The following is a 14,173-nucleotide window of genomic DNA, read 5'->3' as shown; positions in this document are numbered from 1 at the left end:
CTTTGCTGTGGCGTGAGGGGGCGGGGCGCCGGAGGGTCTGTGGCCGACGGTAACAGCGCGTCGGCGCACCGCTCCCGGTCGCCCGGTTCCTCGGATGGTAGGCGACGGCGTCAAGCGGGTCGTTCGGGGCTACCGTGCGCGGGTGAGGTGCGAGTACTTCGACGACGGCCGCTGCCGCTCGTGCACGTTCCTGCGCACCCCGTACGAGAAGCAGCTCGCCACCAAGGTGGCGGGCCGGCGAGAGCTGCTGGACTCGGTGCCGGCAACCGCGTGGCTCGAGCCGGTCGCATCCGCGGACGAGTGGTTCCGCAACAAGGCGAAGATGGTGGTCGCCGGGACGACCGCGGCGCCGACGCTCGGGATCCTCGACCCGGCGGGCGCCGGGGTGGACCTGCGCGGATGTCACCTCTACCCGCCGCCCATCACCGAGGCCCTGCCGGTGCTGGCGGGCCTCGTCACGCGCGCGGGCCTCACCCCCTACGACGTGCCCGGGCGGCGCGGCGAGCTCAAGCACGTCCTCGTCACGGTCTCGCCGGACGGGGAGCTGATGGTCCGGTTCGTGCTCCGCTCGCGCGACCGGCTCGGCCGGATCCGGCGACACCTGCCGGAGCTGTTCGCGGCCCTGCCGAACCTCGCCGTCGTCACGGTCAACCTGCTCCCCACCCATGTCGCCCTGCTCGAGGGCGACGAGGAGATCGTGCTGACCGAGCGGTCGGTGCTGCCGATGCGGCTCTCGCTGCCCGGCGGACCGCTCGACCTCGAGCTGCCGCCGCGCTCCTTCTTCCAGACGAACACGGCGATCGCCGAGGCCATGTACGGCCAGGCGGCCGCGTGGGCGGCGGAGATCGGGCCCACGACGGCGTGGGACCTGTACTGCGGCGTGGGCGGGTTCGCGCTCGCGATCGCCGGCGGGTCACCCGCCACCCGGGTCGTGGGGATCGAGACGTCGGCGGACGCGATCACCGGCGCGCGCGGCGCCGCCAGGCGCGCCGGTCTCGACTCCCGGGTGAGCTTCCACGACGGCGACGCGACCGCCTGGGCCGCGGCGTCGTCGTCGGCCCCGGACCTCGTGGTGGTCAACCCGCCCCGGCGCGGGCTGTCCGCGGAGCTGGCTGCGTGGCTCGAGGGGTCGGCCACGGGGCACGTCCTCTACTCGTCGTGCAACGCGACGACGCTCGCGCGGGACCTCGCGCTCATGCCGTCGCTCAGGCCGGTGGCGGCGCGGCTGTTCGACATGTTCCCGCACACGGCGCACGACGAGGTGATGGTGCTGCTCGAGCGGGCGTGAGCGGGACGCCGCTATCGTGACCACGACCCCCCGCACCAGCGACGACAAGTGCCCCTCATGACCTCAGTGCTCACCTACGACAGCTACGTCGCGCAGCTCGGCGACCGGGAGGTTCCCGACGAGCTGACCGCGCTCTGGGAGTTCGACACCCGCGAGGACGGGGAGGGCGAGTACTACGCCGAGGGCTTCGAGCTCGAGGTCGTCCCGCAGGAGGCGCTGAGCTCGTGGTCGGACGACCCGGAGTTCCTCGGCGGTCTCGTCCCGTTCGCCCTGGCGACCGGGTCCGGTTCGAGCTACGCCTTCTGGGTCGCCGAGGGTCTCCCGCTCACCGAGTGCCCCGTCGTCGCGCTCGGGGACGAGGGCGGGACCCAGGTGGTCGCCGAGAACCTGCGGGAGCTCCTGCAGCTGCTCGGCTACGACGCCGAGCCGATGATCGATCTCGACGACGTCGACTACTACCGGGAGGACGACGACGAGCACTCCGGGCGCCACCACGAGTACGTCGCCTGGCTGCGCGGCACCCTCGGACTGGAACCGGTGACCGACCCCGAGCCGATCGTGACGGCCGCGCGGGAACGGCACCAGGAGCGCTTCGGCGCCTGGGTGGGGCGCTTCATCCCCTGAACGGGCGGCTCAGTCCCGACCGAGGGCCGGGGCGACGTGCGTGACGATCGACTGCAGCAGCGCCGCGTTGTAGTCCACGCCCAGCATGTTGGGGACCGTGACGAGCAGGGTGTCGGCCGCCTGGACGGCGGCGTCGGCGGCGAGCTCCGCGGCGACGACGTCGGGCTCTCCCGCGTACGTACGGCCGAACCGGGCGCGGACGCCCTCGAGCACGCCGACCTGGTCCTCGCTCTCCTCGCTGCGCGACCCGAAGTAGCGGTGGTCGAGGTCGGAGACGATCGGGAACACCGAGCGCGAGACGGACACGCGCGGGGTCCAGTCGTGGCCGGCCTCGGCCCACGCGTCGCGGAAGACCTGGATCTGCTCGGCCTGGAGCTCGTCGAAGGGCACGCCGGTGTCCTCGGTGAGCAGTGTCGAGGACATGAGGTTGTAGCCCTCCTCGGCGGCCCACCGCGCGGTGGCCCGGCTGCCCGCACCCCACCACAGGCGACGGTCGAGCCCCTCGGACAGGGGCTGGACGGCGAGCGGCACGCTCTCGCCGGTCTGCTTGGGGTCCGACATGACGACCCCGGCGCCGCGGATCGCCTGCCGCGCGATGTCCGCCTTGGTGCGGGCGACGTCCGCCATCGTCCCGCCCTCCGGGGCCCGGTAGCCGAACGCACCGGCACCGTCGAGGGCGGGCTCCGGTGAGCCCCGCGAGATGCCGAGCTGGAGGCGGCCACCCGCGATGAGGTCGGTGGCCGCGGCCTCCTCGGCGAGGTACAGGGGGTTCTCGTAGCGCATGTCGATGACGCCGGTGCCCATCTCGATGCGGGAGGTCCGGGCGGCGACGGCGGCGAGCAGCGGGAACGGGGAGGCGAGCTGCGGGGCGAAGTGGTGCACCCGGAAGTAGGCGCCGTCGATGCCGATCTCCTCGGCCGCCTCGGCGAGCTCGATGGACTGCAGATGGGCGTCGGCGGCCGAGCGGACACCGCTGCCGCCGATGTCCCGCCAGTTGCCGAAGGAGAGGAATCCGATGCGCTTCACGTGAGGGTCAACGGATCGGGCGGCGCGATGTTCCCGGGCGCTCGCAGCGATCAGGCGCCGGTTCGGTCGAGCTCGAGCCCCAGCAGCGCGTTCTCGGTGACCTCGGGCAGGGCCGGGTGGATCCAGTACTGCTGCGTCGCGACCTCACGGACGTCGAGGTCGAACGCGAGGACGGTGATCATCTGCTGGATGAGGGTCGACGCCTGCGGCCCCATGTAGTGCGCGCCGAGCAGCTTGCCCGTGGTCCGGTCGGCGACGAGCTTGGCGATACCCGTGGTGTCCTCCATGGCCCACCCGTAGGCGACGTCCCCGTAGGACTGCACCTTGACCGCCACGTCGTGCCCGGATGCCCGCGCGTCCTCCTCGGTCAGCCCCACGGTGGCGATCTGCGGGTGGGTGAACACCGCGGCGGGCACGTGCTCGTGCGGCATGAGCCGCAGGTCGCCGGGGTGGAGCAGGTTGTGCGTGACCGCCCGGGCCTCGGCGTTGGCCACGTGCTTGAGCATGTGGGGCGAGGAGACGTCGCCGAGGGCCCACACACCCTCGGCCGAGGTCGAGCGGCCGTAATCGTCGACAGACACGCGCCCGTCCGCGGTCGTCGCGACGCCCCCGGCGCCGAGGTCGAGGCGGTCGCCGTTGGGCACCCGCCCGGTGGCGACGAGGAGCACCTCGCCCGTCGCGGTCGTCCCGTCGTCGAGACTCAGGTGCACCGCACCTCCGGACTCGTCGACGCTCGTGACCGTCCGGCCGGCACGAACGTCGTAGCGCGCCTCGGCGAGCTCGTTGAACCGGTCGCGCAGGTCGGCGTCGAGGTGCCGCAGGAGCGGGGACCGGCTGACGATCGTCACCTCGGTGCCGAGCGACTCGAAGACGTGCGCGAACTCCATGGCGATGTAGCCGCCGCCGAGGATGACGATCGAGGCCGGCAGCTCAGGCAGCCGCATGATGTCCTCGTTCGTGCTGTACCGCACGCCCGAGGCCTCGATCGCCTCGGGCACGAACGGCCGCGAGCCCGCGGCGACGACGACCTGGTCGCCGGAGATCACCCTCGACTCACTCCCCTGCCCGGTGCGCAGGGTGCGGTCCCCGACGAACACGGCGTGCTGGTCGTAGACGTCGATGTTCGGGGTGCGCGGGCCGCGGCGGTACTCCTCGCCCCCGGCGGCGATCGGGTCGATGCGGCGTCCGAAGACCCGCTCGACGATGCCGGGCCAGTCCACCGAGTGCACGTGCGCGTCGAGACCGAGCCGGCCGGAGGCGGCGACCTCGTGGGCCACGTCTGCCGCGTAGACGTACATCTTCGTCGGGATGCACCCCACGTTGAGGCATGTCCCGCCGAACCGGCCCTCCTCGACGATCGCGACCGACATCTCGTCCATCTCCGGCCCGGGGATCGAGTTCCCGGACCCGGTCCCGATGATGATCAGGTCGTAGTGGGCGTCCACGGCAGGATCGGCGGGCGCGGAGGATGTGGTGGTCGAGGCGGTCACGGGTGCTCCTTCTCGGTGTGGTCGGTGGTGGGGACGAGCATCCCGGTGACGAGCAGCTCGCGCAGCCACCAGGTCAGCTCGGCCCGCAGGTCCGCGGCGTGAATCTCGAGCAGGCCGGCCACCGCGTCGACGAGGACGCCGAGCGGGAGCTCGCCGTCGCACGCCCCGACGACGGCGGACAGTCCCGTCGTCGCGCGGACCGTGCGCGCGTACCCGCCGCCCTGGACGAGCTCGATGACCTCGGGCTCGGCCGCGCCGGGGCGGTGGTGGCGGACCTCCGTGACGTCGGGGGCGACGAGGAGGGTCGCGGCGAGCAGTGCGTCGTCGTCGTCGAGGGCGGGCCGAAGGCGCGCGACGGCGTCGAGGACGGCGGCCACGTGGTCGCCGAGCCGTCCGCTGCCGTGGCTCTGCGCGTCCTCGAGGCGCCGCCACTGCGCACCCGCCGGCTCGTCCACGCCGGGCCGGCGCACGGTCACGTGCCCCATCCCGATCGCGGCCACGCCGCGCGCCCCGAGGTCACCGAGCCACCGTTCGGCGGCCGCCTCGAACGCCGCGCGGCCCGCGGCGGGGTGCGTGCCGCCGTCCCGCAGCCAGGTGTCGACGTAGGTGGCCGGGTCGATCGAGTCGCGACGGACGACCCACAGGTCGAGCGCGGGGTCCACCCAGCCGCCGACGCGCGCGGTCCAGTCCTCGCCGGCGCGCTCCTCCCAGTTCGCGAGCAGCTGGGCGGTGCCGCCGGGCTCGAGGTGGTCGCCGACGCCGCGCAGCAGCTCGGCCACGAGCGCGTCCCCGGGGGCCCCGCCGTCGCGGTACGTCGCCCCCTCGCCCGTGCGCCCCGAGACGACGAACGGCGGGTTGGAGACGATCCGGTCGAACCGCCCGCGCGCGGGGGCGAGCAGCGAGCCGAGTCGCGCGTCGACCGCGAGGCCGGAGAGGTCCGCGCCGAGGCCGGTCAGGGCGAGGGCGCGGGGGTTGACGTCGGTGGCGACGACCCGGGCCCCGGCCGCGGCGGCGCGCAGGGCGAGGTAGCCGCTCCCGGTGCCGACGTCGAGCACGCGGTCCCCGGCGGCCGGCCGCACGGCGAGTGCATCGAGGGTGGTCGTGGCTGAACCGATGCCGATGACGTGGTCGGACGCCGGCTCGCGGCCCGGGACGAGAAGGTCGGCGAGCGCCCATCCGGTGCGCTCCCCCAGGTCGACCGGGCGGACGGTCACGAGCGGGGTGACGCTCTCGCCGTCGGACGCCGCGATCCCGAGAGCGACGAGCACGACGACGAGGGACGGATCGTCGGTGCCGTCGCCGGACAGATCCTCGGCACGGACGCTCTCCCCGAGGACGAGCAGCCGCACCCAGGCCGCGAGCTCGCGGTCGCCCACGGCGCTCGCCCCCACCTCCTCACCCGCGCGCTCGAGCGCGCGCAGCGCGGGCGCGCGGTTGCCCGAGGCGAGCAGCGACTCGGCGAGCGGGCCGAGGAGGTGAGCGACGCCGTCGGGCGTGAACCCGACCCGGCGCCAGGCGGCGGCGAGGACGTCCTCGGGAAGCTCGGGCACCCGTCGAGACTACGAGAGTCCCGCCTCGGCGAGCTCGCGCTGCTCCTCGCGCACCGCGCGCCGGCGGGACAGCAGGACGGCCCCGACGGCGACCGCACCGGCCACCGTGGCGAGCACGATCCGCAGGGTGTGGTTGGCGTCCTCGGGCACGGACCACTCGACGACCATCGGAGCGATGAGCAGGGCGACGAGGTTCATCACCTTGATGAGCGGGTTGATGGCGGGACCGGCGGTGTCCTTGAACGGGTCGCCCACGGTGTCACCGATGACGACGGCCTCGTGCTGGGCGCTGCCCTTGCCGCCGTGGTGGCCGTCCTCGACGATCTTCTTCGCGTTGTCCCACGAGCCGCCGGAGTTGGCGAGGAAGACGGCCATGAGGACGCCGGTGGCGATGGTGCCGGCGAGGAACCCGGCGAGCGGGCCGACCCCGAGGCCGAAGCCCACGGCGATCGGGGCGAGGGCGGCCAGAAGGCCGGGGGTGGCGAGCTCGCGCAGGGAGTCGCGGGTGCAGATGTCGACGACCTTCCCGTACTCGGGGCGCTGCTCGCCGGTCATGATGCCGGGCAGGTCGCGGAACTGGCGACGCACCTCGCGCACGATCGCGCCGGCGGAGCGGGTGACGGCGTCGATCGTCAGGCCCGAGAAGAGGAAGACCGTGGCGGCGCCGAGGATGACGCCGACGAGCGTGACGGGGCTGATGAGCTCGTAGCTCATCATCGCGCCGACGATGCCGCCGGCCTGGGCGCGGCCGTCGGCGGCGAGGTCGGCGACGGCGGTGGAGACGACGTCGGCGTAGGAGCCGAACAGGGCGGTCGCCGCGAGGACCGCGGTGGCGATGGCGATGCCCTTGGTGATGGCCTTCGTCGTGTTGCCCACGGCGTCGAGGTCGGTGAGGATCTGCGCGCCGGCCTCGTCCACCTCGCCGGACATCTCGGCGATGCCCTGGGCGTTGTCCGAGACGGGGCCGAAGGTGTCCATCGCGACGATGACGCCGACGGTGGTGAGCAGGCCGCAGCCGGCGAGCGCCACGAGGAAGAGGGCGAGCCAGACGGAGCCGCCGGCGAGCAGGAAGCAGCCGCAGATGGCCGCGGCGATGACGCCGGCGGTGTAGACGGCGGACTCGAAGCCCACCCCGATGCCGGCGAGGACGACCGTGGCCGCGCCGGTCCGGGAGGTGGCCGCGACCCGCTGCGTGGGGCTCGTGCCGGTGCCCGTGTAGAAACCGGTGAGCCAGAGGATGACGCCGGCGAGCGCCACGCCGATGAGGACGGCGAGGGAGGCGACGACCCGGGGGTCGTCGATCGGGACGTCCGTGATCGCCCCCGTGGTCCCGAGCGTGTCGGCGAACGAGGCGGGCAGGTAGGCGAACGCGGCGATCGCGGCGAGGACGACGCCGGCGACGGCCGCCGTGTAGAACCCGCGGTAGATGGCCTTGAGCCCGGACTCCGCCCCGCGCACGCGGGTGGTGAGCACGCCGAGGACGGCGACGACGGCGCCGACCGCGGTGACGAGGAGCGGCAGGATCATGCCGTGCTCGCCGAGGGCGGCGCGGCCGAGGATGAGGGAGGCGACGAGGGTGACGGCGTAGGACTCGAAGAGGTCGGCGGCCATGCCGGCGCAGTCGCCGACGTTGTCGCCCACGTTGTCCGCGATCGTCGCGGCGTTGCGTGGGTCGTCCTCGGGGATGCCCTGCTCAACCTTGCCGACGAGGTCCGCGCCGACGTCGGCCGCCTTGGTGAAGATGCCGCCGCCCACGCGCATGAACATGGCGAGCAGCGCGGCGCCGAAGCCGAAGCCCTCGAGCACCGTGGGGGCCTCGGGGCCGTAGACGATGACCGTGAGCGCGGCGCCGAGCAGCCCGAGCCCGACGACGCTCATGCCGACGACGCCACCCGTGCGGAAGGCGATCCGCGCGCCGTCGGCCCGGCCGTCCGCGCGGGTCGCCGCGGCTGCCACGCGCACGTTGGCGCGGACCGCGAGCCACATGCCGAGGTACCCGATCGTCGCGGAGAACACGGCGCCGACGAGGAAGGCGACGGACCGGCCGATGCGCACGTCCATGTCCCCCGGCAGCAGCAGGAGCAGCCCCGTGATGACGACGACGAACAGCCCCAACGTGCGGAACTGGCGCGCGAGGTAGGCGGACGCCCCCTCCTGGACGGCCCTGGCGATCGAGACCATGTTCTCCGAGCCGGTCTGCTCGGCGAGCACCTGGCGGCGCAGCACGAGGGCGAAGGCGAGCGCCCCGATGGCGAGCACTCCGACGCACACGGCGATGACGAGGGACGAGGTCGACAGATCCTGCACGGGTCCTCCACGGTGAGGTGCGCCGCGGACGGCGCTGACGAGAGCCGTTCCCGGGGGCCGTCGGCGGCATCGTCGCGGCCGCCCCCGGGGCCGGCTGATCTTCGTTGGAGACTAACCGAACTCGGCGGGCGCGTCGTCCCTGGTGGACGTGCCACGCCGACGACGACGGACGCGGCCTGCCGGCCGCAACGCGTGTGGCATGCCGCGGGCGGGGGCAGGGCTCCCCGGTCAGCGCTCCCCCGGGACGGCGTTGTGGAGCCGCGCACGTTCAATCATCCTGCGTCCATGACCCTCCCTCCAGCTCCACGCCCGGGCGCCCGGCGCCCGGCCGTGGTCGTCGCGGCGATCGCCGCGCTGCTGCTGACCGCGTGCGCGGGGGCGGACGAGGGGTCGACCGGCGGCGACGGTGGCGCGACCGCGCCGGGAACCGGCGGGTCGACCGCACCGGGGACCGGGGGGAGCTCCGCGCCGGGAACCGGCGCTGCGTCCGGCCTCCCTGCGCCCTACGGCGAGCCGGTCGTGCCCCGCATCGCGCTCGAGCCCCGCTGCGAGGGCGGGACCGCCATCGACGGGCCGGACACCCAGATCGACCTCCCGGACGCGCCGCGGGACGACGGGACGGAGCCGGAGATGACCTCGACGACTACCGGTTCGACCGGTCGTGTCGTCTCGGCGGTCCAGGCGGCCCACGCCACCACCATCGGTCCACGCACCTTCATCCCCCCTGCCGACGGGGTCGTCGAGCGGGTCGCCGTCGAGGTCGTCTCCCCTCCCACGGACCCGGTGCTCGAGCTCGTCATCACCCTCACCGGGCCTAGCGGAGAGCCCCGCTACGCGGCCGACTCCGCACGGATCTGGTTCCGACCGGCGGACGACGAGGGTCCCAACCGGGGGTTCGTCGTCGTCGACGGTGAGATCGTCGACCTCGTGCCGTTCGACGAGCCGCTCGTCGTCTCACCCGCGGGCGGCACCGCGCGGATCGAGGTGGCCCCGTACGGGTGCCCGGCGGACCCGCCGCCCCCGACCGCGGCGGGCGACCCGTCGCCGGTCCTCATCGCCGAGCCGCTGCCCGACGGGGACTACCTCATGGTCGTCGAGGGAACCGCGGAGCCCGTGGAACGGCAGGACGACGACCCGAGCCTCTACACGAGCTGGGCGGTGGAGCCCATGCCGGTCACGGTGACCGACGGACTGGTCTCGGGCGTCGGCTACGACGGCCCCAACGCGGAGGAGGAGCAGGGCTGATGGGTACCGACACGGGTGGCAGGAACCGGATCGCGCTGCGGCGCCGGGGGTTCGCGGTGCTCGGCGCGGCGCTGCTCCTCGCCGGCTGCGGCGACACGGAGGCACCGGGGACGGGAGGGGGCGGCGGGTCCGGGGGCTCCGGCGGATCTGGCGTGACGAACCTGCCCGCCCCGTACGGCGAGCAGCTAACGATGAGCGGGAGCGCGGACGGTCTGTGCGGCACCGAGACGCGCATGACCGCCGACATGTACATCGACTGGCCCGGCACGACCGGTCCGGGCGGCGGCAGGAGCGGCGAGCAGGACACCGAGCGTGGCCCCGTGCAGGTGGGTGGCCGGCTCCCGGGTGAGGCAGAGGCCGTTCCGGCCGCGAGCGCACAGGCGCACCCGGCACGATCCGCGACGCCCTCCCCGCGGACGCTCATCATGCCGGACGAGGGGATCGTCGAGGAGGTCGGCGTCGAGGTCGTCTCCGACCCGGGCGACCCGGTCCTCCGGCTCGAGATCACCCTCACCGGCCCCGAGCGGGACGACCCCTACCTCACGGAGTCCCTCTCGGTCTCCTTCCTCACGACCGACGACGACCAGCGATGGGTCGGCTTTGCCGCGCACGACGGCGAGCTCACCCAGCGCCTCCCGCTCGACGAGCCGATCGCGCCGTCCCCCGAGGGGACGACCACCACGGTCGAGGTGGTGCCGGCGGCCTGCCCCGACGGCGATGCAGCGAGCTTCACGGCAGACCCCCTCGCCGACGGGAGCTACGACCTGTCGATCTTCGGCAGCCTCGCGCCCGCCGAGGAGCCGGAGGACGGCCGCACCGGGCACGCGATGTGGGGGCAGGACCACACCAGGGTCACCGTCACCGGCGGCGTCGTCGACGGCGCCGGCTACGACGGACCGAACTCGTACGGGTACTGACGACAGGAGACGACGATGTCGAGAGCGATCGCCCGCCGGACGGCGACAGCGCCAGGCCCCGCGTGGACGCGGGGACTTCCCGCGCTGGCTGCCCTCGCTCTCCTCACTGCCTCGTGCGGTGGCGGGACGGACGAGCCCACCACGACCGGAACCGGCACGGGCCCCGCGGAAGGCACGGAGAGCACGGAGGACGGCCCGGAGGAGCCGATGGTCGAGGTCACCGACGTGGCGCGCACCGAGTGCGGCCGGACCTGGGAGGAGGCGTACGGCAGCGGCGCCTCGGACGGCACCGACGGCGAGATCGACGGCTCCGCGCCGGCGGGCACTGACACCGGGGCGGCCGGCGCGCACGCGGGCGGACCGGCCGACGTCGCCGAGGTGGTGGACGACGGGAGCCACCGGGCCGCACCCGTGTCGGCAACGGTGCGCACGGCCGCTCCGCCGCCGGACCCCGAGCTCGTCCAGACCTACGAGCGTCGGGTGCTCCCCGAGCGCACGGCCGACGGCGTGCTCGCGCTCGAGCTCACCCTCCATGGTCCCGAGGACGCGACCTCCACGCAGCGCCTCGAGGAGGTGTCCGTCGAGATCCGCGACGCGGAGGCCCTGCGATGGGTCGGGCACGCCGTCGTCGACGGCGCCGTCAGCGCCGCCGTCCCCGCGGAACCGGCCGTCGACGTCGGCTCCGAGCCGGCAACCACGACCATCGAGATCGAGCCGTGGGCCTGCCCTGCCGAGCTCGCCGCGGAGGACGAGGCGGCCTGGGACCGACTGCCCGACGGCGACTACCAGCTCGTGCTCCGGGGTGACCTGGAGCCGGAGCCGGGGCAGGCGTCCGGCCCGCGAGGAACCTGGTCGACGGACCACATCCCGCTGACGGTCGAGGACGGCGAGCTGCACGTGGCCGACACGAGGTACCCGCACGACAACCAGTACCTCGTCACCGGCACGGGCTGAACGGCGACCGCCGCGCGAGCGTCAGCCACGCGGACGCCGGGCGAGCGAGCGTCAGCCACGCGGACGCCGGGCGAGCGAGCGCCAGCCGCGCGGACGCCGGGCGAGCGAGCGTCAGCCGCGCGCCCGGCGCCTGAAGAGGGACGCCGCCAGGACGACGCCGACGAGCGTGGCGCCCGCGAGCCAGAGTGCGGCGAGCCACCCGGCGTCGCCCACCGGCTGGTCGAGGAGTAGCCCGCGCAGCGTCTGGACCACCGGAGTCATCGGCTGGTGCTCGGCGAAGACGCGCAACGCCCCGGGCATCGACTCCGCCGGGACGAACGCGTCGGACGCGTACGGCAGGAAGAGGGCGAAGAACGCGAACGCGCCGGCGGCCTGCGCCGAGCGCACGAGGAGCCCCCAGACGACCCCGAGCGCCGACAGCGCGAGGATGTAGCCGGTCACCAGAGCGAGCACCAGCAGCCAGTCCGACGGCGAGGCCGCCGGCCGGAACCCGACCGCTACGGCAGTGAGCAGGGCGACCGCCGTCGTCACGAGGTTGCGAACCACCGAGGCGACGACGTAGGCGGACGGCACCGTCCACGACGCGACCGGGAGGGTGCGGAACCGGTCGACGATCCCGCCGGTCATGTCCTCGGCCACGCCGACGGCGGTGTTCGCCGCGCCGTACCCGGCGGCGAGCACGACGATCGCGGGCGCCACGAAGTCCACGTAGGAGAGGTCGGAGCCCCCGAGGTCGATCGCCCCGCCGAACACGTAGACGAATGCGAGCGTGATCATCACCGGCAGAAGGAGCGAGACGATGATGCCGTCGACCTGGCGGAGCTCGCGAAGCAGCGAACGCTGGGTGAGCAGTGCGAGGTCCCCGAGCGCGTGGCCGCGGCGGGACCCGTCCGATCCCGCGTCCGGTGGTCCCGACCGGGAGTCGGTCCGGGACGCGGTGGCGAGGGCAGTGGTCGGCGTGGTCATGCGCGGGCTCCTGTCAGGGTGAGGAAGACGTCGTCGAGGGTGGGGCGGCGCAGGTCGACGTCGTCGACCTGGAGCCCGGCGTCCGCCAGGACGGTGAGCGCCCGGCGGAGGTGGTCGGGGTCCGCGAGCGGGAGCTCGATCCCGGCCCGGTCGCCGATGGATCCCTCGACGGCGACGGCCGCCGGCCCGAGGAGCACGGCCGCCCGGGCGGCATCGCGGATCGGCAGGGTGAGCGCGAGGCGGTCGGTCCCGACCTGTCGCTTGAGGGCCGCCGGGGTGTCGTCCGCGACGATCTGCCCGCCGTCGATGACGGCGATCCGGTCGGCGAGCTGGTCGGCCTCCTCCAGGTACTGGGTCGTCAGCAGGATGGTGGTGCCGCTCGCGCTCAGCTCACGCACGACCGTCCACAGGTCCGCGCGGCTGCGCGGGTCGAGGCCGGTGGTCGGCTCGTCGAGGAAGAGGATGCTCGGACGGGCGACCATCGAGGCCGCCAGGTCGAGCCGACGCCGCATGCCTCCGGAGTAGGTACCCGCCGGCCGGCGTGCGGCGCCCGTGAGGTCGAACGTCTCGAGGAGCTCGGCGGCACGCCGTCGGGCGCCGTTCCGACCGAGACCGGTGAGCCCGCCGAACAGCAGGAGGTTCTCCTCGCCGGTGAGCAGGGGGTCGACCGTGGCCTGCTGGGCGGTGAGGCCGATCCGGGCGCGCACCTCCGGCCCCTCGTCCACGACGTCGAACCCCGCCACGCGCACCGTGCCCGCGTCGGCGGGGAGCAAGGTGGACAGGATCCGCACGGTCGTCGTCTTTCCCGAGCCGTTGGGGCCGAGGAGGGCGAGCAGCCCGCCCTCCTCGACCGTGAGGTCGATGCCCTGCAGGAGGCGTGCGGCGCCGAAGGATCTCTCGAGGCCCACGACCTCGATGGCTGGTGCCGACATAGGTGCTCCTTATTGCGTATTACCTACGGTGTGCTTCATACGCTAATGCCGGTGGCGGGCGACGTCTAGGGTGATCGCGAGGTGAGGAGGGACATGTCCGCAACGGACGACGAGGCGGCGGACGTCCTGGCGGCGATGCCAACGGGCCTCGCCCGGCAGTGGGGGTTCGTCGAGCCCTCCCGCCGTGGGCCGAAGGCCCGCCTGAGCTTCGCCCAGGTCGTCGGCTCCGCCGTGGCGATCGCCGACGAGGCGGGACTCGACGCGGTCTCGATGGCCGCGGTCGCGAGCCGGCTCGGCGTGGCCCCGATGTCCCTCTACCGGCACGTGGACAGCAAGGACCAGCTGCTCGAGGCGATGGCGGACGCCGTCCTCGACGAGCCACCTGAGGTCGGTGACTCGGGCTGGCGCCGCTACCTCGCCGGCTGGACCCGGGCGAGCCGCGACCAGCTGATCACCCGCCCGTGGCTCGTCGACACGCCGCGCAACGGGCCGCCGCTGGGACCGAGGTCGATCGCGTGGCTCGAGCACGGGCTGCAGGGACTGCGTGGCACCCCGCTCGACGGCGGCGAGAAGATCAACGTCCTCACCACGCTCAACGCCTACGCGTTCTCCGACGCGTCCCTCGCCGTGGCCATGGGTCGGGCCGCCGGTGCCCGCGCGGACGCGGGACTCGCCGAGGTCGAGGCGTACGGCAGGCTCCTCGCGGCGCTCGCGTCCACGCGCGGCCTCGACGAGGTGGCGGCGGTCGCGCGGGCCGGGGTGTTCTCGGGCGGTGAGGAATGGCTTCTCGACTCCGACTTCGTGTTCGGCCTCGACCTCCTGCTCGATGGTGTCGAGGCGTTGGTCGCACGCCGGACCGGCTGACGGACCTCTC

At 74.0% G+C, this 14,173-nt stretch carries 12 protein-coding genes; 6 read left to right on the top strand and 6 right to left on the bottom strand.

Features of this window, described 5'->3' with window-relative positions; genetic code table 11:
* Nucleotides 1-142: 142 nt before the first annotated feature.
* Together rlmC and ACZLMO_RS00850 are read left to right on the top strand one after the other, a co-directional pair.
* The gene (gene rlmC / locus ACZLMO_RS00855; protein ID WP_463652623.1) at nt 143-1,288 is read left to right on the top strand and encodes a 23S rRNA (uracil(747)-C(5))-methyltransferase RlmC; all 1,146 of its coding nucleotides are present in this window, start codon (nt 143-145) and stop codon (nt 1,286-1,288) included.
* A gap of 57 nt (nt 1,289-1,345) precedes the next feature.
* Nucleotides 1,346-1,912 carry a hypothetical protein gene (locus ACZLMO_RS00850; protein ID WP_463652622.1) on the top strand — a complete coding sequence of 189 codons (567 nt, stop codon included), beginning with the start codon at nt 1,346-1,348 and terminating at the stop codon, nt 1,910-1,912.
* 9 nt (nt 1,913-1,921) lie between these two features.
* On the opposite strand, the gene ACZLMO_RS00845 is transcribed toward ACZLMO_RS00850, so the two are convergent.
* Genes ACZLMO_RS00845 through ACZLMO_RS00830 form a run of 4 tightly spaced genes read right to left on the bottom strand, consistent with a single transcriptional unit; the run spans nt 1,922 to nt 8,285 of the window.
* Nucleotides 1,922-2,938 (bottom strand): LLM class flavin-dependent oxidoreductase, encoded by a 1,017-nt coding sequence (locus ACZLMO_RS00845; RefSeq protein WP_463652621.1) that lies wholly within the window; start codon nt 2,936-2,938, stop codon nt 1,922-1,924.
* Between the two features lie 50 nt (nt 2,939-2,988).
* The gene (gene mtr, locus ACZLMO_RS00840) at nt 2,989-4,428 is read right to left on the bottom strand and encodes a mycothione reductase (RefSeq protein WP_463652620.1); all 1,440 of its coding nucleotides are present in this window, start codon (nt 4,426-4,428) and stop codon (nt 2,989-2,991) included.
* Entirely contained in the window at nt 4,425-5,978 is a 1,554-nt protein-coding gene (locus tag ACZLMO_RS00835; protein WP_463652619.1) for a methyltransferase, read from the bottom strand. The genes mtr and ACZLMO_RS00835 overlap by 4 nt, the downstream gene beginning before the upstream one ends.
* Before the next feature lie 9 nt (nt 5,979-5,987).
* Nucleotides 5,988-8,285: a sodium-translocating pyrophosphatase gene (locus ACZLMO_RS00830; RefSeq protein ID WP_463652618.1), complete on the bottom strand. Its 2,298-nt coding sequence runs from the start codon at nt 8,283-8,285 to the stop codon at nt 5,988-5,990.
* Nucleotides 8,286-8,570: 285 nt separating this feature from the next.
* Between ACZLMO_RS00830 and ACZLMO_RS00825 the strand changes: the two genes are divergently transcribed.
* The 3 genes from ACZLMO_RS00825 to ACZLMO_RS00815 are packed head-to-tail and all read left to right on the top strand — an operon-like array spanning nt 8,571 to nt 11,401.
* Nucleotides 8,571-9,530: a hypothetical protein gene (locus tag ACZLMO_RS00825; RefSeq protein ID WP_463652617.1), complete on the top strand. Its 960-nt coding sequence runs from the start codon at nt 8,571-8,573 to the stop codon at nt 9,528-9,530.
* On the top strand, nt 9,530-10,447 hold the full coding sequence (locus ACZLMO_RS00820) for a hypothetical protein (protein ID WP_463652616.1): 918 nt from the start codon (nt 9,530-9,532) through the stop codon (nt 10,445-10,447). Before ACZLMO_RS00825 ends, ACZLMO_RS00820 begins: the two co-directional genes overlap by 1 nt.
* A gap of 15 nt (nt 10,448-10,462) precedes the next feature.
* Nucleotides 10,463-11,401: a hypothetical protein gene (locus tag ACZLMO_RS00815; RefSeq protein ID WP_425714386.1), complete on the top strand. Its 939-nt coding sequence runs from the start codon at nt 10,463-10,465 to the stop codon at nt 11,399-11,401.
* 111 nt (nt 11,402-11,512) lie between these two features.
* On the opposite strand, the gene ACZLMO_RS00810 is transcribed toward ACZLMO_RS00815, so the two are convergent.
* The gene (locus ACZLMO_RS00810) at nt 11,513-12,367 is read right to left on the bottom strand and encodes an ABC transporter permease (protein WP_463652615.1); all 855 of its coding nucleotides are present in this window, start codon (nt 12,365-12,367) and stop codon (nt 11,513-11,515) included.
* Nucleotides 12,364-13,299 carry an ATP-binding cassette domain-containing protein gene (locus ACZLMO_RS00805; protein WP_463652614.1) on the bottom strand — a complete coding sequence of 312 codons (936 nt, stop codon included), beginning with the start codon at nt 13,297-13,299 and terminating at the stop codon, nt 12,364-12,366. The genes ACZLMO_RS00810 and ACZLMO_RS00805 overlap by 4 nt, the downstream gene beginning before the upstream one ends.
* Before the next feature lie 93 nt (nt 13,300-13,392).
* On the opposite strand from ACZLMO_RS00805, the gene ACZLMO_RS00800 reads away from it, so the two are divergent.
* Nucleotides 13,393-14,163, top strand: coding sequence for a TetR/AcrR family transcriptional regulator (locus ACZLMO_RS00800; protein ID WP_463652613.1), 771 nt, complete (start codon nt 13,393-13,395; stop codon nt 14,161-14,163).
* Nucleotides 14,164-14,173 lie beyond the last annotated feature (10 nt).

Source organism: Georgenia sp. G2120 (genome assembly GCF_055326485.1).
This window is presented reverse-complemented; position numbering and strand designations above follow the sequence as displayed.

Bases quoted from the DNA above. Each gene is read 5' to 3' on its own strand.
- ACZLMO_RS00850 (WP_463652622.1), top strand. From the start codon at position 1,346: ATGACCTCAGTGCTCACCTACGACAGCTACGTCGCGCAGCTCGGCGAC.
- ACZLMO_RS00825 (WP_463652617.1), top strand. From the start codon at position 8,571: ATGACCCTCCCTCCAGCTCCACGCCCGGGCGCCCGGCGCCCGGCCGTG.
- ACZLMO_RS00820 (WP_463652616.1), top strand. From the start codon at position 9,530: ATGGGTACCGACACGGGTGGCAGGAACCGGATCGCGCTGCGGCGCCGG.
- ACZLMO_RS00815 (WP_425714386.1), top strand. From the start codon at position 10,463: ATGTCGAGAGCGATCGCCCGCCGGACGGCGACAGCGCCAGGCCCCGCG.
- ACZLMO_RS00810 (WP_463652615.1), bottom strand. From the start codon at position 12,367: ATGACCACGCCGACCACTGCCCTCGCCACCGCGTCCCGGACCGACTCC.
- ACZLMO_RS00805 (WP_463652614.1), bottom strand. From the start codon at position 13,299: ATGTCGGCACCAGCCATCGAGGTCGTGGGCCTCGAGAGATCCTTCGGC.
- ACZLMO_RS00800 (WP_463652613.1), top strand. From the start codon at position 13,393: ATGTCCGCAACGGACGACGAGGCGGCGGACGTCCTGGCGGCGATGCCA.